Genomic DNA, 26,089 nt, shown 5'->3' with positions numbered 1-26,089 from the left:
CAAGTCTTAGAACTTTGCTTATATATTGCAAAAATATAATTTTTTGGCGTTATATTTTGTAAATGCTTCCTTAGTGTATTTTAATTCTATATTTTGTTGTTTGTTCATGAGTTTTAAAAAGTGCGTTTTTATTCTTTTTCGTTTGAGAAAGAAGTCATACATCAAAAGTGCATAAAACGTGCATAACCATTCTGAAATATGCAGTTTTTGGCTTTCTTTTATTCGTTAGGTCAGAATTAACGAGCCGTTGCTGTATTCACTCCAAGATCATAAACACGCAAACAAGCCTAAAATTACTCGTCTCAGGCTCAATTAGGATCTTCTGAATATTAAAGATTAGCCGTTTTTGTTAATTTTTTGTTTCTGTGAGCGAGGTTTAGATTTGTGAGTAAAAATTATCATCAAGAATCACCGCAGTTTGGTGTTTGTTTGTGGCTTTTCATCGCAATCCGTGCCATATTTCACCGCATTAATGTACTCAGTTTAGAGTATAGTGTTTCCATCAAGTAACTAATCTGGAGCCAAAACATGTCTCACGAAGATGAATATCTATCAGTAGAAGAATTAATTGAGATTCAAAAGGAAGAGACTCGCGATATCATTGCAGCATTGCTAGAAGATGGCAGCGATCCAGATTCACTATACGAAATCGAGCACCACCTATTTGCTGAAGACTTCGATACGCTAGAAAAAGCGGTTGTTGAAGCGTTCAAGATGGGCTTTGAAGTTCTTGAAGCTGAAGAAACAGAAGATGAAGATGGCAACAAACTACTTTGCTGTGATGCAACAATGGAATCTGCACTAAACGCAGAAGCAATTGATGCTCAGGTTGAGAAACTGGTTCATCTGGCAGAAAAATACGACATCATTTATGACGGTTGGGGTACTTACTACGAAGGCGAAGATGCGCTTTACCCTGAAGAAGATGATGAAGACGAAGAGTAATCCTCTTATTCAATCTAAGAAGCCAGCGTTTATCGCTGGCTTTTTTGTGCCCTGAAAATGATAACCGCAGGTAACGATAAATAATTCTCATTGAGTTTGTGTGCTTATTGCCTGTAACCCTAAGTTACTTGTGTATATAATGCGTGAAAATTGATCTAGCTCAAGGTAACTATGCAACTCTCACTCGCCGGTTTATGGCAAGTCTCTCCACTGACGGACCTTTCTATCCCACAGGATGACATTACTTTCCCTGCTCCTTTGAGTCAGGTATTGCCTGCTGAGCTGACAGAAGAAGCAATTCGTCAGCAAGAGTGGCACCTGATGCATGACATCGAAGTGGATGAATCCATGATGGCATTCCCAGCGGTAGAAATGGTGTTGGGTGGTGTGGATTACCATGCTGAAGTGCGTTTAAATGGAGTTGCATTGTTCGACTGTGATGGCTCACAAAGCGTGTACAAGAAAGACATTCGTCCGTTCATGCAGATGGGGCGTAACCGTTTTGAGATTCTGTTCCTTGAGGAAGAAGAAGATCTTCTACTCGATGAAGATAAGCCAGAGTTGTGCTCACTTGCGGATCATGAATACCAAAAGAGTGATGAGCGCTTGGGGGTATGGCAAGAGCCGTATCTACAGTTCATTCGCAATGTGCGTTTAGACCGTGTAGCAACCGAGCAGATTTGGCACCATGGTGGTGGTTGTGAGTTTAAAGTAGACTTGTACTACCAAACTTTTGCGCCGGGTTTAGTATCAGCATCGGTTAAGTTTAATGGGATGACTTACCATATTCCTATTGATGTCCGAGCGGATCATGCGAGTGCTTTATTCCAGATCGAAGCGCCAAAGTATGCCGATCTTAATGATCCCAATCCAAAAGATCTCTACGAACTCGTGGTGGAGTTGGATGGGCAACGCCAAGCATTTACAGTGGCACTTAGCCAAGAGCTCTGTGTTACCCATCTTGTACTTTAAGTTTGGGGATAAAACGCTATAACGTCTTAAGCATCACGACTTCACATGCATCATGCCCTGTTTGTCCTAGCGGGGCATCGAGATGCTCAAAGCCTAGCTTTTCATACAAGCCTACCGCTTCTCTTAGACATTCTGTCGTTTCTAAATAGCACTGCTGATACCCAAACTGTTTCGCTAGCTGTAAGCTCAATGCGACGATGCGTTTAGCTAAGCCGTGCCCTCGTGTTTGAGGTAAGAAGTACATCTTTTGCAGCTCACACACATTTGGCTCACCAGCTAAAGGTGCAAAGCCGCCGCCACCCACAATCTCGCCTTGGTACTCGACTACCCAGTAGGCTGCGCCTTGTTGATCGTAAACCGAGTACATGTCATCAAGCGTTGGATCTGCCACACCATAACCTTTATCTGCGGTTAAACCGTATTCTGCAGAGACTTTACGAATCACGTCCGCAACTTGCGAGTTATCTGCTTTGGTAAGAGGTCGAAGAACGTATTCCTCAGCCTGGCACACTTTCGTTAGCCCTTTTAGGTAAGTCTCTAGACCAAGTTTGAGTTGCTCTTGTTCGCTGTCATCGAGTTGGGTAAGCAGTTGTTCAAAGAAGCTGTTTTGCTGCTGGTCTAGTTGCGATAACGCCTGTTGCCCTTGTTCTGTAAGCCCGACAAGTTGGCTACGTTTGTCTTTTGGGTTTTCGATGCTCTCAACCAAGCCTAATTTAATCAGACCAGTAACGGTTCGGCTCGCATTGGACTTGTCGACATTAAGCTGCTGTGCCAATTGATTGATGGTTAACGGCTGCAGCTGGATTTCACCTAATGCGTGCGCTTGTACTGGAGTGAGAGCGACATCGCCGCATTGTTTATCGAGCATACCAAGCAATCGGACGGCTTGACGGGAGTAGTGTCGGAGTTGACGAGCATTCATAATCACTTACCTCTGGAAATAAAGTTGCGCACCGCAATTAAATTAATTGCGGTGCGCAACTTTGTCAATGGTAAATGTTATTTTGCTTGTTAGGAGGCGTATTGAGCCTCCATGTTTAAGCGTGTTGGTGTAGACAAAATTGTGGTGTTTGGTTATCTGATTTACGCATCCATACTTTCTCGTGGAAGTAGTAAGCCACTGTGTTCAAGCTTGGCTCTAGCATCGCCATAATACCGCCGACAAACGCATCACCTGTTAGTAAGTAAACCACGCTAAACGCAACACTGAAGTGGATAGTGGCAAAGCTTGCGGTTTTTAATTTGGTCATCCACTGACGAGCTTTAAGCGCTGGGACTTTTGCCCATGCCTTTTCATGAAAGTAGAAAGCGACGGTGTTCACTGAAGGCTCAATCATGGCAATTAAACTACCAATTAGAATGTCGCCAGTAAGCACGTAAGCGACACTAAACGCGATAGTAAAATGGAGTGCTGCAAAGGTTAGTGTCTTTTTCATGATAATTACTCAATCGTTGTGTTGTTTCGATAGGTCTATTATTGAGAATTATTATCATTAAATCTAATGGGCAGTTAAGATTAGTTTGATAGGTAAAAACTATTAAATAGGAGGGGAAGTAGGAGAGAAGAGCGAATATCTTTGAAAGCTTTCCTAGCGATAAAATGCAAAAAGGGTTGATGCTTTCACACCAACCCTTTGATTCTTTTACTCTAGCCTTTAGCGATTAAAGTGCAGCGATCGTTGTCTTCTGCTCTTCTAGCTTAGCTAGCGTCTCTTTGTAGCCTTCAAGTTTCTCACGCTCTTTAGCAACAACTGCTTCAGGAGCTTTCGCTACGAAGCCTTCGTTACCTAGTTTGCCTTCGATACGCTTGATTTCGCCGTGAGTTTTCTTGATTTCGCCATCTAGACGAGCAAGCTCAGCGTCTTTGTCGATCAGACCCGCCATTGGGATCATCAGCTCAGACTTCGCAACCAATGCTGTCGCACACGCTGGCGTTTCTTCGTCAGCAGCAAGTACGCGTACAGATTCTAGTTTCGCTAGAGACATCAGTACTTGTTTGTTTGCTTCTAGACGCGCTGCGTCTTCTGCGTTTGCAGCTTTCAGCATAACGTCAAGCGGCTTACCTGGGTTGATGTCGTATTCAGCACGTAGGTTACGGATGCTGGTAATGAACGCTTTCACCCATTCAATATCGTCTAGCGCTTCTTGGTTGAAGTTTGCTTCGTCGAATTGAGGCAGTGCTTGCAGCATGATTGTCTCGCCTTCTACACCTTCAACTAGTGGCTTGATGCTTTGCCAGATAGTTTCAGTGATGTAAGGAATCACTGGGTGAGCTAGACGTAGAGTCTTCTCAAGAACCGTGATTAGTGTACGGCGAGTACCACGCTGTTGCGCTTCAGTACCTTTCCATAGAACTGGTTTAGTTAGCTCTAGGTACCAGTCACAGAATTGGTTCCAGATGAATTCGTAAAGCGTGTTAGACGCCATATCTAGACGGAAGTTGTCGATATGGTTGTTGAACGCTTTCGCTGCAAGTTCAAACTGAGACTCGATCCACTTGTCCGCTAGTGAGTATTCAATCTCACCACCGTTGAAGCCACAATCTTGCTCTTCTGTGTTCATCATTACGTAACGGCTTGCGTTCCATAGTTTGTTACAGAAGTTACGGTAACCCTCAAGACGCTTCATATCCCAGTTGATATCGCGACCTGTTGATGCCATTGCTGCAAGAGTGAAACGTAGTGCGTCTGTACCGTATGCTTCGATACCGTTTTCAAACGTCTTACGAGTGTTCTTCTCGATCTTCTTCGCTAGCTGAGGCTGCATCATGTTGCCACAACGCTTCTCTACTAGAGACTCTAGGTCGATACCATCGATCATGTCGATTGGGTCAAGTACGTTACCTTTCGACTTAGACATCTTGTCGCCGTTTTCGTCACGGATTAGACCAGTAACGTAAACTGTCTTAAATGGTACTTGTGGTTTGCCGTTTTCGTCTTTCACGAAGTGCATGGTCATCATGATCATGCGCGCAACCCAGAAGAAGATGATGTCGAAACCAGTTACTAGTACGTCTGAAGGGTGGAATACTTTCAGATCGTCAGTTTGCTCAGGCCAACCTTGAGTACCGAACGTCCATAGTGCAGAAGAGAACCATGTATCCAGTACGTCTTCGTCTTGGTGCAGTTCAATAACTGACTCTAGGTTGTTGTTCTTACGAACTTCTTCTTCGTCACGACCTACGTAAACGTTGCCTTGGTTGTCGTACCAAGCTGGGATGCGGTGACCCCACCATAGCTGACGAGAGATACACCAGTCTTGAACGTCACGCATCCAAGAGAAGTACATGTTTTCGTATTGCTTAGGAACGAATTGGATGTCGCCGTTTTCTACTGCTTCAACCGCTGTTTTCGCTAGAGGCGCAGTACGTACGTACCATTGGTCAGTTAGCATTGGTTCGATAACCACGCCACCACGGTCGCCGTAAGGAACTTGTAGATCGTGATCTTTCACTTCTTCAAGTAGACCTAGCTCGTCGAATTCAGCAACGATAGCTTTACGAGCAGCAAAACGTTCCATACCGTGGTACTTAGCTGGTAGCTCAGTGCTGTAAGCGTCGCTTGCTTCGCCGTTGGTGTTGAATACTTCAGAAGCGTCACGGATGTTCGCGTCGAAAGTCAGAATGTTGATCATTGGTAGCAGGTGGCGCTTACCAACTTCGTAGTCGTTGAAGTCGTGCGCAGGTGTGATTTTCACACAGCCAGTACCTTTTTCCATATCTGCGTGCTCATCGCCCACGATTGGGATGCGACGATCAACGATAGGAAGGATGATTTCTTTACCGATAAGATCTTTGTAACGTGGATCTTCCGGGTTAACTGCAACACCAGTATCGCCTAGCATGGTCTCTGGACGAGTCGTTGCAACAACGATGTAGTCTTTGCCATCTGCTGTTTTAACGCCATCTGCTAGTGGGTAGCGGAAGTGCCACATGTTGCCTTTAGTGTCTTTGTTCTCTACTTCTAGATCTGAAATCGCTGTGTGTAGCTTTGGATCCCAGTTAACTAGACGCTTACCGCGGTAGATTAGATCGTCTTCGTATAGACGTACGAACACTTCTTGAACGGCGTTAGATAGACCATCGTCCATCGTAAAGCGCTCACGATCCCAGTCTACAGATGCGCCAAGACGACGAAGCTGCTTAGTGATAGTGCCGCCAGATTGGCCTTTCCATTCCCAGATTTTGTCGATGAAAGCTTCACGACCGTAATCGTGTTTTGTTTTGCCTTCTTCTGCAGCGATCTTACGCTCAACAACCATCTGAGTTGCGATACCTGCGTGGTCCGTACCTACTTGCCAAAGAGTGTTTTTACCCTTCATGCGCTCACAACGGATAAGCGTATCCATGATCGTATCTTGGAACGCGTGGCCCATGTGTAGGCTACCAGTGACGTTCGGTGGCGGGATCATGATGCTGTATGATTCTTTAGTAGTGTCACCGTGTGGCTTAAAGTAGCCTTTCTCTTCCCAAGTCTGATACAGAGCTTGTTCGATTGAAGTTGGGTTGTATGTCTTTTCCATAGCGCTCTTTTAATGGATACGTTGATGGTTGAATCTAAGTCAATCTTTATAAGTGAACTCTCTGAGTGGAGAGCTTAACTATAAGGATTGACCGTTAAGGATATTGAATTTCGATCGTTTGCAGTTGATAACCTGCCTGACGGTAAATTTTATACCTTTCTCTTGCGAGCTGTTTAGCTTTTTCTTCGCAAGGCACGAAGTCTACCACTTGAGCAAACTTGTTCGCAAAGGTTGTCTCATTTTCCGCCAAATTAATTACCAGCTGACGGTTCCAATTAGGTTTTACACCTTCATGGCCGATTTCAATATTGGTGGCGTATTTCGGTCCTTCGCCTACAAGATTATGTGCCATGAACTTGTCTGCATCAATTTGCCAAAAGGCTTCGGCGAGCTGCTCGGCGTGCGGTTTGTCTTGGCAGTTCAGATACACTTTTGCGCCTTGGCGAGCAAAGTGCTGAGCCAAAAACACGATGTATTCTTCAAAGCCAGTCACCGTTGCTTGTGGGCTCTCTTCGTTAATGATGTAGAAGGTTGCAGTTTGCATCATTCTCTCGCTTGCCGTTGGTCTCTTCCTAAGACCATCTTAAATCCGATTTTCAATCAAGAAAATCGAGGTAATAAAAAAGGGCCTTGCGGCCCTTTTAGATGTTGTTCAGAAATTACTCTTCTGTCTCTTGGCCGCTGCGGTTCAAAAGGAATTGGACAAGCATTGAGACAGGACGGCCCGTTGAGCCTTTCGCTGCGCCTGATTTCCAAGCAGTACCTGCGATATCGACGTGTGCCCAGTTGTACTTCTTAGCAAACTTAGACAAGAAGCAACCCGCAGTGATAGTACCAGCAGGACGACCACCGATGTTTGCCATATCAGCAAACGGGCTCTTCAATTGCTCGTGGTACTCGTCTGCCATTGGTAGACGCCATGCACGGTCACTTGCTTGCTCAGAAGCGTTTACTAGCTCATGAGAAAGTGGGTTGTGGTTAGAGATTACGCCGCTAATATGGTGACCTAGTGCGATAACACAAGCACCAGTTAGCGTTGCAACGTCTACTACACAGTCTGGTTCGAAACGCTCTACGTAAGTCAGTGCGTCACAAAGAACAAGACGACCTTCCGCATCCGTGTTCAGAACTTCTACGGTTTGACCTGACATGGTTGTTAGGATATCACCTGGACGGTAAGCGTTGCTGCCTGGCATGTTTTCACAGCCTGCTAGAACACCAATAACGTTAATTGGTAGGTTTAGCTTCGCTAGCGCTTTCATCGTACCGAATACAGATGCTGCACCACACATGTCGTACTTCATCTCATCCATACCTTCACCAGGTTTTAGAGAGATACCGCCTGAATCGAACGTCAGACCTTTGCCGACTAGTACGATAGGTTTTGCTTCTGATTCTGGGTTACCTTTGTATTCGATAATCGACATCATTGATTCGTTCTTCGAACCACGACCTACTGCTAGGTAAGATGTCATGCCCAGTTTTTCCATCTCTTGCTCACCAATGATCTTGGTGGTTACTGTTTCGTAATCGTCAGCAAGGCGACGTGCTTGAGAGGCGAGGTACGCTGGGTTTGCGATGTTTGGTGGCATGTTGCCAAGATCTTTTGATGCTTTCACACCAGATGCGATAGCTAGACCGTGAGTGATTGCTTTCTCACCTAGGTTTAGTTCACGACGCGTTGGTACGTTGAATACTAGCTTACGCAGTGGACGACGAGTTTCTGGCTTAACGCTCTTGAACTGATCGAATGTGTAAAGACCATCTTTAGTCGCTTCTACTGCCTGGCGAACTTTCCAGTAAGTATCACGACCCTTAACGTGTAGTTCAGTTAGGAAACATACTGCTTCCATAGAACCTGTTTCGTTAAGTGTGCTGATCGTCTTTTGAATGATTTCCTTGTACTGGCGCTCGCCTAGCTCACGTTCTTTACCACAACCTACGAGTAGAACGCGCTCTGACAAAACACCTGGTACTTGATGCAGTAGCAGCATCTGACCAGGTTTACCCTCTAGATCACCACGGCGAAGTAGTGAACTGATGTAACCGTCACTGATTTTATCAAGTTGCTCGGCTACTGGAGAAAGGCGACGTGGTTCAAACACACCAACAACGATACATGCGCTACGTTGTTTCTCTGGACTGCCACTTTTAACACTGAACTCCATGCGTACTCCTACATCCTGAAGACAAATTGCTCTAAATGTTAGATAATGATCGCTTACTTGTTGAATTTAAGCTCAGGTCTTACCAACAGAGCTGATTTAAGCGCTAACATCTAGTTTATAATTTTTAAAAAAATAAATGGTTCAACGGGAAACTATAGTGATTCGACCAAAAAAACAAGTTTTGTATAGGTAATTTCAGCGTGATTATTGTTAGATATTTGATCCGCGAAACACTCAAGAGCCAATTTGCGATTTTCTTCGTGCTTTTTTTGGTGTTTGTGAGCCAGAAGTTTATCAGTGTTCTTGCTGATGCTTCGGACGGGGATATTCCTGCTGGGTTAATTTTCTCAGTTGTTGGTTTAAACATGCCAGCAATGGGGCTATTAATGCTGCCATTAAGTTTGTACATCGGCATATTGATCACATTTGGTCGTTTATATGCGGAAAGTGAAATCGTGGTGATGAACGCGACGGGTATCGGGAATAAGTTCCTGGTACAAGCTGCGTTGTACTTGGCGATCATCACATCGGGTGTGGCAGCGTTCAATGCATTATGGCTATCGCCTTGGTCACAAGACCGTGTTGAGCAACTTTATGAGCAAGTCGCGGCAGAAAACAGTGTCGACTTATTGAAGAAAGGTCAGTTCCAAGGCACGCCAGATGGTTCTTCGGTTGTCTTTATTGATGACATCAAAGACAGCACGTTAAGTAATGTGTTTGTAGCACAGATGCGTCCGCGTGATTCCATCTTACCAAGCGTGATGTTTTCCTCTTCTGGTGAAGTAAAAGAACTTTCGGATGGGCGTCAGATCATCACTATGCATGAAGGTACGCGCTATGAAGGTGTGCCAACTCGTGTTGAATACATGGTTACTAAGTTCGATCAGTACGAAGGTTTGATTGGTCAGCGTGAAGTGAAGCAAAAAGGTCGCGATTGGGAAGCGTACCCAACGGCAGACTTGATTGGTCACCCAGATCCTGAAGCGCAGGCTGAGCTGCAATGGCGTATCTCGTTGTTCGTGTGTATTCCACTATTAACGATGCTGGTTATTCCTTTGTCGGCAGTGAACCCGCGCCAGGGACGCTTTGCTAAAATGGGACCGGCTATCTTGATTTACTTGGCGTACTTCCTTGCGATTAGTGCAACGAAATCCGCGCTAGAAGATGGTGCTATTCCTGCTGCTATTGGTATGTGGCCAATTAATGCCATGTTATTGATTGTCGCTATCTTGGCTAACATGATGGACAGTGTTCCAGCTCGACGAATTAAAGACAAATTCCGCAAGAAGAGGCTCGCGTAAGCTGTGTTCAAACTCTTAGACCTTTACATCGGTAGAACGATTATCTCTACCACAGCCTTGGTTCTGGCGACTTTCGTCGGCTTGTCGGGCATCATCAAGTACGTAGAACAGTTGCGTAAAGTTGGTCGTGGTGCTTACGACCTAATGCACGCGCTTTACTTTGTTTTGCTGAGTATTCCTCGCGATATCGAAATGTTCTTCCCAATGGCGGCGCTGCTGGGAGCCTTGATTGGTTTGGGCATGCTTGCTTCAAGTTCTGAACTTGTGGTTATGCAAGCCGCGGGTTTCTCTAAGTTGGATATCGGCTTATCAGTACTTAAAACCGCAGTACCCTTAATGCTTATCGTTATGACGCTCGGTCAATGGGGCGCACCAGAGGCGCAAAAGATGGCGCGTGACCTACGTGCATTTGCTCTATCTGGCGGTAGTATTGTGTCGGTGCGGGCTGGGGTATGGGCTCGTGATGCCAACGACTTCATCTTTATCGGTAAAGTGGAGGATGACAAACTCTACGGCTTGAACATGTGGCGTTTCGATGAAGATAAGAACTTAGACAAAGTTATCTTCGCAGAAGAAGTCGACTACCAACAAGATAACAACTGGTTGATGCGTTATGTCCAAATCACCGATATGGAAAATGAAAACGTCATTACCAAGCGCGATTTAGAGCAGATGGAATGGCACACCTCATTAGCACCAGATAAGTTGGCGGTGGTAACGGTGAAACCAGAAGAGCTTTCTTTAAGTGGCTTATATGACTATGTGACCTATTTGAAAGCCTCGGAGCAAGATGCTTCGCGTTATGAACTCGCATTTTGGCGAAAGCTATCTCAACCACTCTCTATCGCAGTAATGATGCTGATGGCGTTGTCGTTTGTTTTCGGTCCATTGCGTAGTGTCACCATGGGTGCAAGGGTGCTCTCAGGGGTAGTTGCAGGTTTTACCTTCTACATATCCAGTGAGTTCTTTGGACCTCTGACCTTGGTATATGGCATTCCGCCAGTGTTCGGCGCATTAGCCCCTAGCTTAGTGTTTCTAGCAATTGCGGTATCCTTGCTAAGAAGAAAGCTGTAGGTTTTCAAAAGCGATAAACATAAAAAAGGAAGGCACTGTGCCTTCCTTTTTCTATTCTGCTTGCGCGGTTTCGCTATTTTGCTTTCGGCAAGACAACGACTTCGGTTTTTGCCCAAATGTCGTGGAAGCCACGTTTTTGTGGGTCGATTGGCACAGTCAAGTTAGCCAAACCAAAGCCCGACGTACCTAAACGAATTAAAGCCTGAGTAACTGTAATTGGCGCACCATCCTTACTGTTACGAATTTGCATTTTCCAAGCTCGCATGCCCAGTGTTTGTCCTGCGCGGGTCCAGAAGAATACAAAGAAGTAGATCCACACCACAGCCAGGTACAGCGTGAACAATGGGCTTAGAACTGGATGCTTTCCTAGCATATCTGCTGCATCCACATATTCCCCATAACTCAGCAAGCCTGCCGCATTAAGCGCAAAAACAATCGCCATTACTACGCCTGCTGCCATCATCTCAATCGCTAGGATGATCAGCGTGTCGTAAAACAATGCTGCGAGTCGACGGAAAAAGCCCGCTGGTGGAAGAGTTGTAGAAGTCGTCATAATTCCATCACTTACCTTTAAAATTGTGCGTCAGAATATAGATTCCATTAGCTTGTGAAAAGAGAGCTAACGCACAGAGTCTTCAATTGTGGGCAAATCACAAGTTTGAATACGACTCTATCGCTAATCAACTATCCAACAAAGTAACCGAGTTCAAACTTCCTATCATGCAATCTGTGAAAGCATCAAACATGGGTTACTTTGCTTAGAACACAAGATTACGAATGACGTGATAGAGGTACAAGATGATCGTAATTACAGGCGCGAGCAGTGGCTTAGGTGCGCAGTTAGCTAAGTTGTATGATGCTCAAGGCGAAGAAACACTGTTAACTGGTCGCAGCGAAAAGAAGTTAAATACGCTTGCTCAACACCTCTCGAGTAAAGCTAAGGTAAGAAGTTGCGATCTTATCGACGCATCTCAAGTCGAGAAGTTGTTTGATGAGTTGCCTCAAGTGCCTTCAACACTGATTCATTGTGCGGGAAGTGGTTATTTTGGTTTGTTAGCCAAGCAAGACCCACAAGAGATTCAAAAGCTGATTGAAAACAATCTCACTTCAGCAATTCATGTCTTAAGAGAGTTGGTAAAGCGTTATCAAGATCGGCCGGTAAATGTTGTGATGGTGATGTCGACAGCGGCACAACAGCCTAAGGCACAAGAATCGACCTACTGTGCGGTGAAGTGGGCTGTCAAAGGTTTGATTGAATCCGTTCGTATGGAATTAAAAGGCAAACCAATGAAAATTATCGCAGTGTATCCTGGAGGTATGGCGACTGAGTTTTGGGAGACGAGTGGCAAGTCTTTAGACACCAGTAGTTTTATGAGCGCAGGTGATGCTGCGCGGATGATTCATGGTGCGCTATCTAATATCGGTAATGGTTACATTTCGGATATTACCGTTAACCGTTTATAGGACTGAATGGTGGTATTACAACAAAGCAAAACGGCAGACTGAGCTAAGATGAGATCTCCTTTGTCACACTTTGTGGCGAAATTATCAGCAAACGATAGTTATTTAAGGTTTTTCTGCTTGCGCAGGTCAAAAGCTTACGTATAATGCCAACCATCAAAGGGCAATAGCCCAGAGATGCCGGTGTGGTGAAATTGGTATACACGACGGATTCAAAATCCGTTGCCTTCGGGCGTGGCGGTTCAAGTCCGCCCACCGGTACCATATTCCAAGACAGAGCCTCGACGAAAGTCGGGGCTTTGTTGTATCTGAGGTTTGTGAATTCAAATCCAGCGTGGCGGCAGGCGTGCCTGTCCAATCAACCGGTACCATACATTGAAACGTCGCTTTTATAGCGCTCTTTCGTCATTTTGGGCGTTTAAAAATATTCGATTGTTCAGGTGGTTACCTCAGTTATATCTTCTTGCTATCGACGCTTTTCTCGCTCCATTGAACTCCTTCTATCCATCTTAAAACTTCTCCCATTGCCCATCGCATGACGATTCTGTGTGCAAGGTGATTCTAAACCCAGTTAATGCAAAGTCGTAAGCCAGTGTTGACGAAGATTATTAGATACCAGAACTATGTTTACGGTGAAATAGCTCTGTTACGCCCCCTCAGCAAGGTTAGTTTTTAAAGCTTATTTGATGAATTGGCATTGAGAAAAGGGGGATAAGCAATTTTAAGAACCATTTCTGACTCTTTCCTCCTATCCAAAAGAATGTCTGTTCCAGTTACAGCAGCTTTAAGCTCCTTCTAGGCTTGAATTTTATGCCTACTAGTTTCTATAAACTTCGTTCTCTCATTAGCTTTGTGACCACTAGCATATACGGAGGTTGTGTTATCAATGAGCTTTGTTTTGTGAAGGAGGTAGATATTGAATGTCAATGACTAATTTGTAAGCAGTTGAATTTAGGCGAGTTTGAATCGAGAGGGAAATCACATTCAATGAAATTGTTTTCTTATATTTTCTCGATAAATACCAGTATCAATATTCTTGACGGGATTGCGAATAATTTTTAGGTGTTGAACCTCGCGCCTTCAAGTTGAACGGGTATATCTGCTGTCGTTAAAAGTTTGAGGAAATTCTGATGGGATTCTGGAAAAAGGTAATCGGTGGTGCAGTTATTGGTGTAGGTGCTATTGCAGCGGCTCCTTTTACTGGTGGTGGTTCTATTTTAGGTGCTGCAACACTTGCGGGTTCATTAGCTGGTGCAGGTGCTGCGGCTGCTGGAGCAGGTGTAGCTGGAGCAGCAGCTGGTGCCGCTTTGGATTCGAGAAGTAAAGATAAACATAAGAAAGATCTTGAACAAGCTCGACAACAAGGTAAGCAAGAGTCTGATGCAGCAAATGCTATTGCCCTCGAGAAGTTGCGTGATGAATTGGCGGCGATTTTGCGAGATATTGAAGTGAGAGAAAGCTTCTTACTAACGGCGTTCGCAGTAGGCATATGTGCTGCAAATGCTGATCATGACATTTGTGGTGAGGAGCGTGCAGAACTTGTCGAACTCGTTGCGGGTCTAGGCAAAGAAAATGTTTTATCTAAGGCAACATTACAGCGATTGGATGCTTGGTTTAACAACCCGCCGAATCTCAACACCGTGTGGCAAATGATTGAAAAGAACAACTTCAACAATCCTGAACATGTCGTCATCTTTGATAAGATCGTACATATGGTGATATGGGCTGATGACGAGCAAAACACTCATGAAGAAGAGTTCATTGAAGCTTGGAATAGTTTAGCGGCTTAAGGTTGGGATTGTTATGAATGATTTGCACAAACTAAAAGCAAGAAGAGCAAAACTACGTCAACTTGAAAAAAGTTCGCATATACGTCCTGTACCTAACAATGTCGATACCAATCGACATTTAGGTGGTGATGTTGACCAAGGCACCCTTGCTTTTGCCGATATGTCTCAAGAGTATTCTAAGCGCATTCAAAATGCGGATGTGTCTGTTTCACGTGAAGAAGTGCAAGCACTATTCAAATCTTTTGATGACAACATTGATTCGCTCGATCATATTTTGGAGCCCGTTTTTTTAAGCTTGCTAGATGGAACGATGCGAGCTTTTAAGGTAGGAACAAAACAGGGGATCACTGCGACTCGATTGTATAGTGAGTGTAAATCATTCAGTTACGACAACCCCAATGTTCATGCTCCGATGCTCGATAGCTATACCGAGTATTTGAATGAAAAAGAATATATCAAGAAGCATGATAGTAGAACTAAATATAACAAGGGGAAGTTAGTTTATCACGATGGTTCCAAATCGATGAACATGCGTGATGATTCTAAAATGAGTAAAGCTCATCAAGATCATTTCAATGGAGGGCTAACTGCTACCGATGGATATGATGGTAACAAAGAAATTTATGAAAGCAGTTCTCATGCAAAAGGGATTGATAAGTATAGCCAAAGGACGGAAATCGATCACGCTGTACCATGTGCAGTTATTTGCAATAACCTGAAAAAAAACAAAGTACTTACAGATTCAGATATTAAAGAGATCATTAACTCTGAAGAAAATCTGGTCGCTACTAGTTTTGAAAACAATCGCGGCAAAAATATTGGCAAATCAGACAAGACAGAAGCTCATCTCAGAGAAGAAATTGATAAAGGATACATTGTAAATAAAAAGGGAAATAAAGTTCGCGACCTCACCGATGAAGAATTGTTAATTAGGGTAAACATGGCGAACAAAATGAAGGAAGTACAGAAAGAGATAGACTCAAAGACGAATAATATTGTACTAAAAAATTTATTTTCAACAGATTCAACAATTAAAAAAAATGCTGAAGATGATTATGTGCTCCTTAAGTCAAGCCAAGGTAAGAAAATAAAAGAGAAGAACAAACAAAAGTACGTAGAAAAAAAACTTCAAGAAAGAAAAGAAGTTCGCGTCAGAATAGCAAAAGATGCCGGAGGTGCTGCGGCAAATCAATCTCTCGGTGACATCATTATCTTCATGATTAAACCCTTGTATTATGAGCTAAAAGATTGCCTTGTTCAGGGTATAGAAAAAGGTGTCAATGCCAAGTCATTTAAATCTGCACTGTCCATTCGTATGAGCAGAATGAAAAAACATATTCTTGCTCAAGCTGGAACTTCGCTGAAAGATGGCATGTTCTCGTTCATCAAAAATTTCATTTCCATGCTATTGGAAGGCATAGTCAATTGCTTTGTTGGCGTATTCAAAAATATTGTCCGGATGATCAAAGAAGGGGTTAAAATCCTGATGCAAATTGGTCCAGTGCTGATGGATAGCAACAAAACCATGGCAGAAAAAGGCGATGCATTGCTCAAACTTGCCGCCAGTTCACTTACAATTTTTGCTAGCATTGGCATTGAAACATGGCTTAATTCTATCAATATCGGCGAACCATGGTCGATTATCATTTCATCCGTATTAACGGCTGTACTGACAACGCTTACAATGTACTTGCTTGATAAAATGGATTTGTTTGGTCTGAAAAAAGAAGCAAGATTGAATCGTATTGATGAAATACTATCTCTCAAAGTAGAGGAAAGCAGAAATGAGATGTTTACTATGGTCAATGACTTTGCTTAATATCTACTTTTGATCGATGAATCTTGAGTATACTCGAATTCAATTCCGCTACTCGTTTCCCAAGACAGAGCCTCGACGAAAGTCGGGGCTTTGTTGTATCTGAGGTTTGTGAATTCAAATCCAGCATGATGATCAAGGTGGTAGTTAGCGGGATTATGTCCCTAAAAACTGACGCATTTCAGGCTAACAAAAAGCCTCGACACTATCGAGGCTTGGTTATTTGTTGGAATCTTATTACGCGGGATTAAAGAGGAGCGGCTCGATAGTCGACGTTAATTGGTCCATTTAACTTGGCATCAATTTGGCTATTGTGCGCTGCTATCGTTAGATTGACCTCAAGATGCAGCGAGCTTTTATCCGGATCTAATGGCTCTTCGTTTAAACCAATCATCATTTTAAGTTGCATGTCCAATTGGGCATGAAGTTCCATTGTGCCATCTTCTTTATTGTACAAATTGAACGTGGATGTTGGGTCGCCTATTGGCGTGATGCCTTGTTCATTCATTAAAGAGATAAGGACGCTTGCAAACAACTCTTGGTTAGCAAAGTAGCTTACGCCTGTCGGCATTTTACTGATGTCATCTAATGTTGAATCTTCATTGCGACTGATTTGTGCACCATCAACTAGATAAGTTGCACGATCAAAGTCTTTCTCAAACTGCTCACTGCGTTTTTCATCCACTTTTGCGGCGATTTCTTTGAGTGCATTGGTGACGGCTGTGGGGTTAGTCAGCGTGACATATTGTTTGGTTTGCGCAGCAACAGGCTCTTGAGTAAGCCCACAATCGTCAAGATTTAAGTGGTTGTCATTGGCTTGCATCGTCAAAAAGGCAGAAGCAAACTCAGGATCTGATGCTGAAATCTCACCAGCACCAATACCCTGTCCATAGTAACTTACCCAATCATTTAAACGTTGCGATGCTTTGTCACTACCATGTGCGCGTTTATCTAACTCTGTAATTAGTGCATCAAGCAGTGTTTCAGTTCGACACAGTTTAGTCAGTGTTAACAACTGCTCTTCATGTGGAATATCGGCTTGCTCTAGGTCATCCATTACTTGCATTTTGAATCCTGGAGAGTTGAGCAATTGGACCAGTTCTTTGCTGGTTGGATGATTAAGAATAGAGTTGAGTAAATCGCTGGCTTGAGTCTGAGATAAGCCTTGCGTTAATTCAGACACGATACGTTGCTGGTAACCACTCTTGTCGTCAGCGCCAAGCTTTTGCTTATCGACATCAGCTAAGTCAAATTGCGCGCGTAGCATGATCTTTTGCGCACAATTATCGAGGTTGTGAAGTACTTGATAATGATCTTTCTGATTGAATGCATCCGCTACTTGGTTGAAGTCTTCTTGAATACCTTGTGGAAGACGATGTATGTCATCAACAACGGTTTGGGCGATCTCGGCAATTTCTCGTTGAGTCAATTGATGGTGTTGTTTGTCGCATGCCTCGTGAAGTAAGCCTTCAAATTGTTTTCCTGCTGCATTATTTGGAGCCAACCATTGCTCGTGGTCGTTGTTAGCAAGTAATTTTTGAGCGCCATTTGGAGAGGCAATAAAATCATGAACGGCTTGGGCATTGAAAGCGGTCATGGCCTTGCTGATGGCATTCGCCTCACCAACAATGGTCTGGATGACTTTTCCGCTTAACGGCTTACTACCGGAGGTAATATCTAACTTAGAAGCTAGATGTGAGGTGATATCACTTCCGTACTCTTTCTGTAATGAGTTGAGAAAGAGCCCCATGGTTTGAAGGTTAAGATTGGATTGAGTTTGAGTGTGCTTTGCAAAAGGAGAAAGCGTTTTGCCTTCAAAACGACCACTTTTTAAAGTGACCTCTCCTTGATTGTTTTGATTGGCAACCACAGTATTATTTTTAGCAACACTAAGAAACTGTTGTAGTTGTATAGCCATATCGGTATCTCTATAAATTCTTGAGGAAAATTAAACGCAGATAGCAGTATTGAGCATGCTATTTTTAGGAGGCGAGTCCTCTTGGGTACTCTCTAGCAAATGACGGCATTTCTCTGTTTGACTGATGAAACACGACAGTGCGCTTTCTAGGTCAAACACAGTACAAAGACCAGCATCCACGCTGTATGTCAAAACGATACTCGCTGTGTGAGTTTCAAGGCTTAGAGACATATTGAGTTCTTTATATAAGGCTTTATTGAACTGCATCAAGCTTGATAATTGTTTTATGCCTTGTTGGGAACTTAATGGTCCTACTAGCGATGTCAGGATCAGCCGTTCACGTTTAGGGTCCAACTCGATGTCTAGTAAAAGAGTTTCATCAACCATCAAAGTACAATGCCCGTCTTCGTTGGGCTGGAGTGTGTCGATGCCTAGGTCTGTAACTAATTCTTGAAATAATTGCTCAATTAATGTGCTCACGTCAGCAGTCTCAATGGTTTATTTAGTTGATGGCAATGTATAAGAGCTGTGTCGAGAAATCTGTCAATGACGGTTGTGATGTTTTAGGTTACTAAGAGGATTAAATAGTTAATGACATGAAATTCAAATGATTATTATCATGGTTTTTATGCTTCTAAATAGCGAGGTTGATAATAAATTTCTTGTTTTTAATTTAATGTTTTAATTGAATAAATATGAAAATTGTAAATATATACTTAGCTTTGTCTTTTCCTGTCTAATTCCTATTTTTATGTAATTACTCCTTTGTTTTATATTAAAAGTGAGATCTTGTTCATACTCAATGCAACCGGTTGCGCTTTTTTGTGTTGGTTATTTTTGCTACAGTTTTTGTAGTTCGAAATTTACACAGTGGGAGCAAGGCTATGAAAAAGATCCTCTTATGCTGCAGTGCTGGAATGTCGACCAGTATGCTAGTGAAGAAAATGGAGCAAGCTGCTGAAAAGCAAGGGCTTGAGTGTAAGATTGATGCACTGTCAGTTAATGCGTTTGATGAGGCAATTAAAGAGTACGATGTCTGTCTGTTAGGTCCGCAAGTGCGATTTCAGTTAGAGGAGTTGCGCAAAACAGCACAGGAACATGGTAAGAATATTGATGCAATCTCTCCACAAGCCTACGGGATGATGAAAGGAGAAGAAGTACTCCAGCAAGCTTTAGAACTTATTAACTAATTCAATAATTTTAAATAGAAATAAGAGTCGCCACTAAATATCAATATTTGGTGTGGGATTCTTTTGTCTGAAAATAAGGATGGATTCTATGAAGCTCTATGATGCGATTATAGGAATAGTCGAAAAACATATAGCCCCAATTGCAGCGAAAGTAGGTAATCAGCCTCATGTCAGAGCAATGAGAGACGGATTTATTGTGGCAATGCCGTTTATTATTGTTGGTAGTTTTATCTTAATTTTTGCTTTCCCACCATTTGCTGAAGACACGACGTTTGCACTAGGACGAATTTGGTTGGATTTTGCGACCACGCATTTCGATACCATTATGATGCCCTTCAATATGTCGATGGGCATCATGACCATATTTGTCTCGCTTGGCGTCGCCTATAGTTTGGCGAAAGCGTACAAGATGGACGGTATCACCAGCGCCGTATTGTCTTTGATGTGTTTTTTGCTGGTAGCTGCACCTGCAAAAGACGGAGCGCTTGCTATGAAACATATGGGGGGGACCGGGATCTTTACAGCGGTAATGTGCGCCTTCTTTGCTGTTGAGCTATACCGCTTCATGAAAAAACACAACATTACTATCCGCATGCCAGAACAAGTACCACCTGCGATTGCTCGCTCTTTCGAAGTTCTTCTTCCGGTACTGGCTGTATTTCTAACACTGTACCCATTAAGTATCTTTGTTCAAACCCAATATGACATGTTGATCCCTGATGCAGTGATGGCGATGTTTAAGCCATTGATCAGTGCTTCCAACACCTTACCAGCAATTATCGGTGCATTGCTTGTGTGTCAACTACTTTGGTTTGCTGGTATTCATGGTGCCGCAATTGTGGTTGGTTTATTGTCTCCAATCTTCCTAACTAACATCAGTGCCAACATTGATGCGTTTGTCGCGGGTCAACCAATTCCAAACGTATTCACTCAACCATTCTGGGATTTCTACATCTTTATTGGTGGTTCGGGCGCAACGCTTGCCCTTGTTATGTTGATGTCATTTAGCCGCTCTGCTCACCTAAAGAGTATTGGTCGCATGAGTGCGGTACCTGGTTTTTTCCAAATTAATGAACCTGTGATTTTTGGTAGCCCAGTCGTAATGAACCCAATTCTATTCATTCCATTTGTGTTTGCACCAATCGTCAACGCAACCATTGCTTACTTTGCAGTACAACTCGGCTTTGTTGGTATGGGGGTTGCGACCACGCCATGGACGACTCCGGCGTTAATTGGTGCCTCATGGGGGAGCGGTTGGACATTCTCACCTGTGCTGTTGGTGATTGGGCTTCTGATTCTTGATCTCTTCATTTATCTGCCGTTCTTCAAGATGTTTGAAAAGCAGGTTATGGAACAAGAGTTACCTATGAGCAAAGAAAGTAAAGACGCTGAACAGCCATCAGGCGAGGGCGTGACAGCTTAATCATGATTTGGCTGTCGCTTGGCAGCCTTCATTTCCGGAGAGAAGAAATGGAACAAGAACTAGTCGTAATGGAAATTATCTGTAATGCAGGTGAAGCCAGGAGTTTGAGCTACGAAGCGTTGCGTCTATCGAGAGAGAAAGATTTTACCGCCGCAGAGGAAAAGCTTTCTCAAGCAAAAGAGTGCATTAACAAAGCGCATCTGATTCAAACCCAATTGATTGAAGAAGATCAGGGGGAGGGCAAAGTGCCAATGACTCTTGTTATGGTACACGCACAAGACCACTTAATGACAACCATCTTAGCGCAAGAAATGGCAGTGGAAATCGTTGCGTTGAACAAGCAGTTAGCAGCGAGATAAGGACGGTACGATGCCAAGAAATGCAATCAAACTCGCCATTATAGGTGGTGGAAGCAGTTATACCCCGGAGCTTGTTGAGGGGGTAATTAAGCGTTTGGAGTTCTTGCCTGTAAAACAGATGCACTTTGTCGATATTGAATCAGGTGCGGAGAAATTAGAGATCATCAAAGGCTTGGCACAACGGATGATTGATAAAGCAGGAGCTGACATTGAAATCAAAGCCGGCTTTGATCGTCGTGAAGCGATAAAAGATGCAGATTTTGTAATGACTCAATTTCGCGTTGGCGGACTAACGGCACGAGCGAATGATGAGCGAATTCCAATCAAGTATGACGTTATCGGTCAGGAAACCACGGGGCCCGGAGGTTTTGCAAAAGCGCTGCGCACTATTCCTGTCATTCTCGATATCTGTAGGGACATTGAAGAACTTTCTCCACACGCGTGGATGTTGAACTTTACTAACCCTGCAGGTTTGGTATCAGAAGCGGTCAGTAAATACTCCAACGTAAAAAGTATAGGTTTGTGCAACGTTCCTGTATCTATGGAGATGATGATTGCCGAAATGATGGATTGCGAGCCAAAAGAGCTTCAGCTTGAGTTTGCTGGTTTAAACCATCTTGTTTGGGTGCTCAAGGCTTGGTTGAAAGGAGAAGACGTTACGCAAACCGTTCTGGAAAAAGTTGGGGATGGTGCCAACTTCAGCATGAAAAATATATGGGAAGAGCCGTGGGATCCTGCGTTTCTTAAAGCACTTGGAGCCATACCTTGTCCGTATCATCGTTATTTCTATCAAACAGATGCGATGCTAGCGGAAGAAAAGCAGAGTGCAGGAGAGCAAGGGACACGTGCTGAGCAGGTGATGGAAACAGAAAGCGCATTATTTAAGCTTTACCAAGATCCTAATTTAGACCACAAGCCAAAGGAATTGGAAGAGCGAGGCGGTGCTTACTATTCTGACGCGTCGTTGAATCTCGTGGATGCAATTTACAACAATCGTAACAGTATTCATGTAGTGAACGTGCTAAACAATGGTGCTATCAATGGCTTACCGGATAGCGCGGTGATTGAATGCAGTGCAGTGATCGGCAGTTGGGGAGCGAAGCCGCTGGCAGTTGGTGAGCTGTCTAGCAATATCAAAGGACTACTTCATCAGGTCAAAGCTTATGAACAGCTCGCTATTGAAGCTGCAGTTGAAGGAAGCTACGAAAAAGCGTTAATGGCGTTAACCAATAATCCGCTTGTTCCTGATATCGGACGGGCTAAGTCCATTTTGGATGAGATATTAGAAGTAAACGCCGCGTATCTGCCTCAATTCAAATTGACGACTTTGTAAAGTAAGGAACCGCACCAATGAAAGTGATCTTTAACGCAGATGATTTCGGCTTAACTCCGGGTGTGAACAAGGGAATTATCAAAGCCCATCAACAGGGTGTGGTTCAGTCTACAACAATGATGGTGGGAATGGATGCAGAGCGGCACGCGATTGAATTAGCAAAGCAGAACCCAAATTTGAACGTTGGTGTGCACCTTCGTTTTACTACCGGTATTCCTTTAACGGGACATCCAAATCTTACTCGTGGTCAAACTCAGTTTGTTAGTTACGATGAGCTATGGAAGATACAAGATTTCGAAGAAGAGGTGGTCTATCAAGAAGCGGTGGCCCAGGTGGAAGCATTTCTTAAATTGGGTCTACCACTAAGTCATTTAGATAGTCACCACCATGCGCATACACATCCACAGCTGCTTCCGGTGATTCGAAAGGTTGCTCAGAAATACAAAGTACCTTTGCGTGGTAGCGGTTTGTGCCACATAGAGAACAGTGTGAAGTATTACTTTACTGCTGAGTTCTATGATCAAGGGGTTAGTTTGGAAGGCATTATGAAGCATTTATTGAGTTTGAAAGCTCAATATGACGTAGTTGAAGTGATGTGTCACCCGGCGGAAGCGGACCAATCTCTATTGTCGAAAAGTAGCTACGCCCAACAAAGAGAGGTGGAACTTCAAGTCCTGACTTCTCCCGTTTTTAAACAAGAACTTGCTCAGCATGGTATGGCAATCACGGATTACTCTGCTCTCGTTTCTTCAAGTGGAGTCGCCAGTGTATGATTAAGGCTGTCAGCATCGCCCCCTATACACCTTACGATTTGCTGGCAGCTACTTTTCGCTAAGTCATGATTAACAAAACAGGAAGTTGGATTAAGCAGCATTATGGCAAGGATTAAAGATGTAGCCGAACTCGCAGGAGTAAATCGCTCAACGGTTTCTCGTATCATTAACGGAGAAGGGAAGTTCCGAGAAGAAACGAGAAAGAAAGTCGAAGCTGCGATGGCAGAGCTCAACTATCGCCCTAGTGCAATCGCGCGTTCACTCGCGACCTCTTCTAGTAATATGGTTGGCCTTTTGGTGACGTACTACACGGGTGGGTTCTTTGGTGAAATGATGGAACAAGTGCAGACTGAGTTGGATATGCACAAGAAGTTCCTCATCACGGCACAAGGACATCATTCAGCGGAAGGGGAGCGAGAGGCAATTCAGCGTTTTAATGATTTGCGCTGTGATGGTTATGTGCTCCATAGTCGTTATCTTTCTGATGATGATTTGAGAGAACTTGCCAAACTACCAACACCATTTGTACTGCTCGATCGGTATGTTGAGGGTATTGAAGAACGCTGTGTGACCTTTAACCATCATCACGCGAGCCGAATTGCTGTTGAGCATTTAATCGCTGGTGGCCATCAAAAAATAGTTTGCATCGCTGGTCCCTCTCAACGCCAAAACAGTTTGTTGAGAAAGCGAGGTTATATTGATGCAGTGAAAACGGCGGGTATAGACATCGATGAGAGTTGGTGTGAAGAAGGAAACTACGGTCGTCAAAGTGGGTACGATGCAATGGCTGCTCTTTATAGAAGGCATCCCGATTTGACCGCAGTGTTCTCATGCAGTGAAGAAATGACCGTGGGTGCCATGCAGTTTCTTCATGAGCATCGTATCTCCGTACCGAAGCAAATCTCATTGGTGAGCTTCGACAGTGTGGATTTGTGTGAAAGTTTGTACCCAACTGTGTCAGCGGTACATTTCCCGATCAGTGATATGGCCAGAGTAGCGGTGCAAACGTTGATAGGCTTAATAAAAGAGCAACCATTGATGACTCAACCCGAATTTGAAGCGCAATTAAAGCTGCGCAAAGCCGACCGAATAATTACTTAGTTTCCCTTTCTTATCGACCTGGTTAGTGCAACTTTGTTGACGACATGCACAGAGGTGCTTGATACATCCTCCTTATTGATGAATTCATTTACAAAATTGACTACTATTATAGGCTTATCAGGAAAACCGAATCAGTAGTGGAAAAGTGGCAGCAATTAAACTTACAGTGGATCGTATTCAGCCCGGGTTACATATCCGTCTTCCGCTAAAGTGGAATGATCACCCATTCCTACTCAATAGCTTCAAAATCAAAGACCAAGAACAAGTTGAGATGATTCGTCATCTTGGTGTGAAGTTCGTTTATTTCAATCCCGAGCAAAGCGATGCGTCTCCTTTACCTGCAAATCAACCTCAGGTCGAAGTAACGCAAGACAATACATTAGATCTTGAAGCGCAAAAGCTTTGGAAAGAAAAGCAAAAACGCATAGAAAAGTTAAGCGCGTATCGACGCCGTGTCATTCAATGTGAAAAAGAGTTTGAGCGTTCACTTGCGAGAATGCGTTCAGTGATGACCAAAATTCGCAACCGCCCTGTCGATGCAGTAGGGGAGGCACAACAACTGATCGATGACATCGTTGATAAGTTAATGTGTGATGACAATGTGACACTGCACTTAATGAACGGTAAAAACGAGTTTGAAGATATCTACTTCCACTCCCTTAATGTTGCGGTAATCGCGATGATGATTGGACGTGCGAAGGGGTATTCAGCGGAGCAACTTAAAGCGCTTTCTTTTGCTGCTTTGTTCCATGATATGGGCAAAATCAAAATTCCAACCGCTATATTAAGGAAGCAAGTTCCACTCACTGAACCAGAAAGCAATTATCTAAAGCTACATACTAAGTATGGCTTGGATATGGCTAATCAAATTGAAGACTTTCCTGACAGTGCAAAAACAGTGATAGCGCAACATCATGAATTGCGTGATGGCTCTGGCTATCCTGAAGGTTTGAAGGGAGATGAGATTGATGAACTCGCTCAAGTGATTATCGTTGCGAATGCTTTTGATAATTTATGTCACACCTCGATTGCTGCTGAACAAAAAATTCCATATACGGCGCTTTCCCACCTCTATAAGAATTGCAAACACTTATATAAAGAAGAGAACCTCAACATCCTTATTAAGTTTATGGGGGTGTTCCCACCGGGAACAGTGGTTCAGCTCTCCAATAATATGGTGGGATTGGTTATCTCTGTTAATGCGTCCCACTTACTATTTCCAAATGTACTGGTCTATGACCCAGCAGTTCCAAGAACTCAAGCGCCAATCATTGACCTTGCATCAAAGGACATAAAGATAGTTAATGCGATTCATCCGTCTAAATTGCCGGAGAAAATCAAAGAATACCTTAATCCACGTTCACGCATTTCTTATTTCTTCGATAGTGATGAGTAGTTATCCACAGCTTTTTGTGGGTAAATTGTAGAAATCCTGAGTGTTATTTCTGGGTAATTTTAAGGTTGGATGGAAAGTATCCATTTGGCATGTTTTTTTAGAAAAAATGCATTTTTAGTATTGCCAAAGAAAATCTTCTCCCTATAATGCGCATCCATCGACACGGCAGGCGCCACAAGGCTTCAGCAGAGTCGGAGAGGTGAAAAGCTTCTACGAAAAATTAGTTGAAAAAAGTGTTTGACACTCTCAATTATCTCGCTAGAATGCACCTCCGCTTTGAGAGAAAAACTTCTCGATAAGCAAGCTCTTTAACAATATAGACCTATCAATCTGTGTGGGCACTCGTTGATGATAATCCAATTAGGTATTTCTTTCTTAACGGAAAGCGGTATCAAATTAGGTTTCAATGAAACGAAGTGACCAATCAAGTCTTCGGACTTGGCACAGTCAATTCATTATCGTTCTGTTGGAACGATAATAGCTTTAAAATTACATTAGTAGTTTTGAAGTCAGTATTCATTGAGCCTCTCCCTATTTATTTAGGGAAT

General features: G+C 43.5%; 22 protein-coding genes and 1 tRNA gene. 15 read left to right on the top strand and 8 right to left on the bottom strand.

The window, feature by feature from the left end; all coding sequences use genetic code 11:
* Positions 1 to 528: 528 nt before the first annotated feature.
* On the top strand, positions 529 to 945 hold the full coding sequence (gene rraB, locus OH459_RS20650; protein ID WP_005432867.1) for a ribonuclease E inhibitor RraB: 417 nt from the start codon (positions 529 to 531) through the stop codon (positions 943 to 945).
* A 171-nt stretch (positions 946 to 1,116) separates the two neighbouring features.
* A complete protein-coding gene (locus OH459_RS20645) occupies positions 1,117 to 1,917 on the top strand; it encodes a glycosyl hydrolase 2 galactose-binding domain-containing protein (RefSeq protein ID WP_269988439.1) in 801 nt (266 codons plus the stop codon).
* Positions 1,918 to 1,933: 16 nt separating this feature from the next.
* On the opposite strand, the gene OH459_RS20640 is transcribed toward OH459_RS20645, so the two are convergent.
* From OH459_RS20640 to pepA, 5 genes are all read right to left on the bottom strand, one after another.
* Positions 1,934 to 2,839 (bottom strand): bifunctional helix-turn-helix transcriptional regulator/GNAT family N-acetyltransferase, encoded by a 906-nt coding sequence (locus tag OH459_RS20640; RefSeq protein WP_074050835.1) that lies wholly within the window; start codon positions 2,837 to 2,839, stop codon positions 1,934 to 1,936.
* Between the two features lie 115 nt (positions 2,840 to 2,954).
* The gene (locus OH459_RS20635; RefSeq protein ID WP_199479524.1) at positions 2,955 to 3,353 is read right to left on the bottom strand and encodes a DUF2061 domain-containing protein; all 399 of its coding nucleotides are present in this window, start codon (positions 3,351 to 3,353) and stop codon (positions 2,955 to 2,957) included.
* A gap of 226 nt (positions 3,354 to 3,579) precedes the next feature.
* Positions 3,580 to 6,438 carry a valine--tRNA ligase gene (locus tag OH459_RS20630; protein ID WP_269988435.1) on the bottom strand — a complete coding sequence of 953 codons (2,859 nt, stop codon included), beginning with the start codon at positions 6,436 to 6,438 and terminating at the stop codon, positions 3,580 to 3,582.
* A gap of 94 nt (positions 6,439 to 6,532) precedes the next feature.
* Positions 6,533 to 6,982 (bottom strand): DNA polymerase III subunit chi, encoded by a 450-nt coding sequence (locus tag OH459_RS20625; RefSeq protein WP_009703970.1) that lies wholly within the window; start codon positions 6,980 to 6,982, stop codon positions 6,533 to 6,535.
* Between the two features lie 115 nt (positions 6,983 to 7,097).
* The gene (gene pepA / locus OH459_RS20620; RefSeq protein WP_005432840.1) at positions 7,098 to 8,606 is read right to left on the bottom strand and encodes a leucyl aminopeptidase; all 1,509 of its coding nucleotides are present in this window, start codon (positions 8,604 to 8,606) and stop codon (positions 7,098 to 7,100) included.
* A 200-nt stretch (positions 8,607 to 8,806) separates the two neighbouring features.
* On the opposite strand from pepA, the gene lptF reads away from it, so the two are divergent.
* Positions 8,807 to 9,907 carry an LPS export ABC transporter permease LptF gene (gene lptF / locus OH459_RS20615; RefSeq protein WP_005448809.1) on the top strand — a complete coding sequence of 367 codons (1,101 nt, stop codon included), beginning with the start codon at positions 8,807 to 8,809 and terminating at the stop codon, positions 9,905 to 9,907.
* 3 nt (positions 9,908 to 9,910) lie between these two features.
* Positions 9,911 to 10,981: an LPS export ABC transporter permease LptG gene (gene lptG, locus OH459_RS20610; RefSeq protein ID WP_005441983.1), complete on the top strand. Its 1,071-nt coding sequence runs from the start codon at positions 9,911 to 9,913 to the stop codon at positions 10,979 to 10,981.
* A gap of 73 nt (positions 10,982 to 11,054) precedes the next feature.
* Here the strand turns inward: lptG and OH459_RS20605 are convergent, their stop codons facing one another.
* Positions 11,055 to 11,534 (bottom strand): RDD family protein, encoded by a 480-nt coding sequence (locus OH459_RS20605; protein WP_005448808.1) that lies wholly within the window; start codon positions 11,532 to 11,534, stop codon positions 11,055 to 11,057.
* 245 nt (positions 11,535 to 11,779) lie between these two features.
* Here OH459_RS20605 and OH459_RS20600 point away from each other — a divergent pair, with 245 nt between their 5' ends.
* From OH459_RS20600 to OH459_RS20585, 4 genes are all read left to right on the top strand, one after another.
* Positions 11,780 to 12,445 (top strand): SDR family NAD(P)-dependent oxidoreductase, encoded by a 666-nt coding sequence (locus OH459_RS20600; protein WP_050938271.1) that lies wholly within the window; start codon positions 11,780 to 11,782, stop codon positions 12,443 to 12,445.
* 176 nt (positions 12,446 to 12,621) lie between these two features.
* Positions 12,622 to 12,706, top strand: a tRNA-Leu gene (locus OH459_RS20595).
* Positions 12,707 to 13,572: 866 nt separating this feature from the next.
* Positions 13,573 to 14,232, top strand: a complete 660-nt coding sequence (locus OH459_RS20590) for a hypothetical protein (RefSeq protein ID WP_269988433.1) — start codon at positions 13,573 to 13,575, stop codon at positions 14,230 to 14,232.
* A gap of 13 nt (positions 14,233 to 14,245) precedes the next feature.
* Positions 14,246 to 16,051, top strand: a complete 1,806-nt coding sequence (locus tag OH459_RS20585) for a hypothetical protein (protein WP_269988431.1) — start codon at positions 14,246 to 14,248, stop codon at positions 16,049 to 16,051.
* A gap of 244 nt (positions 16,052 to 16,295) precedes the next feature.
* Here the strand turns inward: OH459_RS20585 and OH459_RS20580 are convergent, their stop codons facing one another.
* Complete coding sequence (locus tag OH459_RS20580; protein ID WP_017817400.1) at positions 16,296 to 17,966, bottom strand: hypothetical protein; 1,671 nt, start codon at positions 17,964 to 17,966, stop codon at positions 16,296 to 16,298.
* 30 nt (positions 17,967 to 17,996) lie between these two features.
* Entirely contained in the window at positions 17,997 to 18,446 is a 450-nt protein-coding gene (locus OH459_RS20575; protein ID WP_005448805.1) for a type III secretion system chaperone, read from the bottom strand.
* A 404-nt stretch (positions 18,447 to 18,850) separates the two neighbouring features.
* Here OH459_RS20575 and OH459_RS20570 point away from each other — a divergent pair, with 404 nt between their 5' ends.
* From OH459_RS20570 to OH459_RS20540, 7 genes are all read left to right on the top strand, one after another.
* Positions 18,851 to 19,156 (top strand): PTS sugar transporter subunit IIB, encoded by a 306-nt coding sequence (locus OH459_RS20570; RefSeq protein WP_005448803.1) that lies wholly within the window; start codon positions 18,851 to 18,853, stop codon positions 19,154 to 19,156.
* Positions 19,157 to 19,244: 88 nt separating this feature from the next.
* Positions 19,245 to 20,579, top strand: coding sequence for a PTS sugar transporter subunit IIC (locus OH459_RS20565; protein ID WP_009698793.1), 1,335 nt, complete (start codon positions 19,245 to 19,247; stop codon positions 20,577 to 20,579).
* A gap of 47 nt (positions 20,580 to 20,626) precedes the next feature.
* The gene (locus OH459_RS20560) at positions 20,627 to 20,938 is read left to right on the top strand and encodes a PTS lactose/cellobiose transporter subunit IIA (protein ID WP_005448800.1); all 312 of its coding nucleotides are present in this window, start codon (positions 20,627 to 20,629) and stop codon (positions 20,936 to 20,938) included.
* A gap of 10 nt (positions 20,939 to 20,948) precedes the next feature.
* Positions 20,949 to 22,271: a 6-phospho-beta-glucosidase gene (locus OH459_RS20555; protein WP_009701368.1), complete on the top strand. Its 1,323-nt coding sequence runs from the start codon at positions 20,949 to 20,951 to the stop codon at positions 22,269 to 22,271.
* Positions 22,272 to 22,288: 17 nt separating this feature from the next.
* On the top strand, positions 22,289 to 23,044 hold the full coding sequence (gene chbG / locus OH459_RS20550; protein ID WP_017187877.1) for a chitin disaccharide deacetylase: 756 nt from the start codon (positions 22,289 to 22,291) through the stop codon (positions 23,042 to 23,044).
* 102 nt (positions 23,045 to 23,146) lie between these two features.
* The gene (locus OH459_RS20545; RefSeq protein ID WP_009698790.1) at positions 23,147 to 24,145 is read left to right on the top strand and encodes a LacI family DNA-binding transcriptional regulator; all 999 of its coding nucleotides are present in this window, start codon (positions 23,147 to 23,149) and stop codon (positions 24,143 to 24,145) included.
* A 145-nt stretch (positions 24,146 to 24,290) separates the two neighbouring features.
* Complete coding sequence (locus OH459_RS20540; protein ID WP_009698789.1) at positions 24,291 to 25,541, top strand: HD-GYP domain-containing protein; 1,251 nt, start codon at positions 24,291 to 24,293, stop codon at positions 25,539 to 25,541.
* Positions 25,542 to 26,089 lie beyond the last annotated feature (548 nt).

This window comes from Vibrio sp. MM46 (assembly GCF_027587135.1).
Lineage (GTDB): Bacteria > Pseudomonadota > Gammaproteobacteria > Enterobacterales > Vibrionaceae > Vibrio > Vibrio harveyi.
This window is presented reverse-complemented; position numbering and strand designations above follow the sequence as displayed.